Origin of the sequence: Streptomyces sp. NPDC002057 (genome assembly GCF_040296665.1) — a bacterium.
Lineage (GTDB): Bacteria > Actinomycetota > Actinomycetes > Streptomycetales > Streptomycetaceae > Streptomyces.
Genome location: NZ_JBEOXR010000115.1, coordinates 1 through 2,494, shown reverse-complemented (window position 1 = coordinate 2,494; position 2,494 = coordinate 1). Strand labels below are relative to the sequence as shown.

General features: G+C 70.5%; 1 protein-coding gene, 1 rRNA gene and 1 pseudogene. All 3 read right to left on the bottom strand.

Features of this window, described 5'->3' with window-relative positions:
* Window positions 1–40 precede the first annotated feature (40 nt).
* Complete coding sequence (locus tag ABT129_RS37970) at window positions 41–805, bottom strand: tetratricopeptide repeat protein (RefSeq protein WP_351910828.1); 765 nt, start codon at window positions 803–805, stop codon at window positions 41–43.
* Between the two features lie 690 nt (window positions 806–1,495).
* A pseudogene (locus tag ABT129_RS37965) lies at window positions 1,496–2,143 on the bottom strand (hypothetical protein); the annotation flags it as partial.
* A gap of 260 nt (window positions 2,144–2,403) precedes the next feature.
* Window positions 2,404–2,494: ribosomal RNA gene (rrf, locus tag ABT129_RS37960) — 5S ribosomal RNA — on the bottom strand; the annotation flags it as partial.

Here is a 2,494-nt window from a genome sequence, read left to right as displayed (position 1 = left end):
CGGCACCCCGGGGTGCCGCCCTTCTCACGTACCGACCGTGTCAGCTCTTGTCGCCGACGCTGTCGTCACTGCCGTCCTCGTCGAGGTCGTCGTCCTCGTCGATGTCGTCGACGTCGTGGTCGTCATCGACGTCGATGGCGACGACGTCGTCCGACTCCTCCTCCGACTCCTCGTCGAAGGCGTCCACGAACTCGATGCCGTCCATCTCGGCCAGCCGGTCCGAGGCGTCCGTGGCGCCGTCCTTGTCGGCCTCCAGGGCCTTGGCGAACCACTCACGCGCCTCGGGCTCACGACCGGCGGCCAGCAGCGCGTCCGCGTAGGCGTACCGCAGACGCGCGGTCCACGGGTGGACGGCGCTGGAGGCGAGCTCGGGGCTCTGCAGCGTCACGATCGCCGCGTCGAGCTGCCCCAGGTCCCGGCGGGCGCCGGCGGCCACGAGCCGCATCTCGACCTGCCCGGCCTTGTCCAGCTTCTGCACCTCGGGCTCACCGGCCATCGCGAGGGCACGCTCGGGCCGGCTGAGACCCCGCTCGCAGTCGGCCATGACGGGCCACAGCTCGACGCCACCGCTCATACGGCGGGCGGCACGGAACTCGGCGAGCGCCTCGGAGTACTTCTGCGTCGCGTACGCGGCGAAGCCGGCGGCCTCACGCACGGCGGCCACACGGGAGGCGAGCCGCAGGGCGATCCGCGAGTACTCGTACGCCTGCTCCGGGTCCTCGTCGATCAGCTGCGCGACCATGACGAGGTTGCGCGAGACGTCCTCGGCGAGCCCCTTGGGCAGGCTCATGAGCTCCTGGCGCACATCCGGGTCGATCTCCTCACCGGTGACCTCCGGCGGGATCGGCAGCCGCTTGATGGGCGCGCGGTCGCCGCGCTCGCGGTCGTCGCGACCACGGTACCCACCGCGGTCCCCACCCCGGTCGTCACGGCCACGGTACCCACCGCGGTCGCCGCCCCGGTCGTCACGGCCACGGAAACCGCCGCCACGGCTGTCGCCACCGCGGTCGTCGCGACGGAATCCGCCACCACCACGGTTGTCGTCCCGACGGAACGACGAGGGACGCTCGTCACGCCGGTCGTCGCGACGGAACCCACCGCCACGGTTGTCGCCGCCACGGTCGTCACGCGGGAAGGACGGACGGTCATCGCGACGGAACGACGAGGGACGCTCATCACGCCGATCGTCCCGGCGGAAGCCACCGCCGCCACCACGGTTGTCGTCCCGACGGTCGTCACGCGGGAAGGAGGGACGGTCGTCCCGACGGAACGACGAAGGACGCTCGCCGCCCCGGTCATCGCGACGGAAACCGCCACCGCCACGGTTGTCACCACCGCGATCGTCACGGCGGAAACCGCCGCCACCGCCGCGGTTGTCGCCACCACGGTTGTCATCGCGACGGAAGCCACCGCCGCCACCACGGTTGTCACCGCCACGGTCATCACGACGGAACCCACCACCGCGGTTGTCGCCGCCACGGTCGTCACGCGGGAAGGACGGACGGTCGTCCCGACGGAACGACGAAGGACGCTCGCCGCCCCGGTCGTCACGACGGAAACCGCCACCGCCACGGTTGTCACCACCGCGATCGTCGCGACGGAAACCGCCGCCACCGCCGCGGTTGTCGCCACCACGGTTGTCATCGCGACGGAAGCCACCGCCGCCACCACGGTTGTCACCGCCACGGTCATCACGACGGAACCCACCGCCACGGTTGTCGCCACCACGATTGTCGTCACGACGGAAGCCACCGCCGCCACCACGGTTGTCACCGCCACGGTCATCACGACGGAACCCACCGCCACGGTTGTCGCCGCCACGGTCGTCACGCGGGAAGGACGGACGGTCATCCCGACGGAACGACGAAGGACGCTCGCCGCCCCGGTCGTCACGACGGAAACCGCCACCGCCACGGTTGTCACCACCGCGATCGTCGCGACGGAAACCGCCGCCACCGCCGCGGTTGTCGCCACCACGGTTGTCATCGCGACGGAAGCCGCCACCGCGGTTGTCACCGCCACGGTCGTCACGGCGGAAACCGCCACCGCCGCGGTTGTCGCCACCACGGTTGTCATCGCGACGGAAGCCGCCACCGCGGTTGTCACCGCCACGGCTGTCTCCACCGCGGTCGTCACGACGGAAGCCACCGCCACCACCGCGGTTGTCGTCCCGGCGCGGGCCACGGAAGCCGCCCCGGTCGCCACCGGCATCGTCCCTGCGACGCGGTTCGCGCTCCGGACGGTCGTCGGGAGAGTTGGTGGACATCGGTGTGACTCCTGTCTTCGGGTACTGCTGTCATTCTCGCGCAGCCGGCACTCGGCCGCGCATCGGAAAAGTCAAGTAAAAAACAAAAGGACCCCTGGTCCCAGCGTGAACGCTGGGACCAGGGGTCCTGAAGAATTGTTCGGCGGCGTCCTACTCTCCCACAGGGTCCCCCCTGCAGTACCATCGGCGCTGAAAGGCTTAGCTTCCGGGTTCGGAATGTAACCGGGC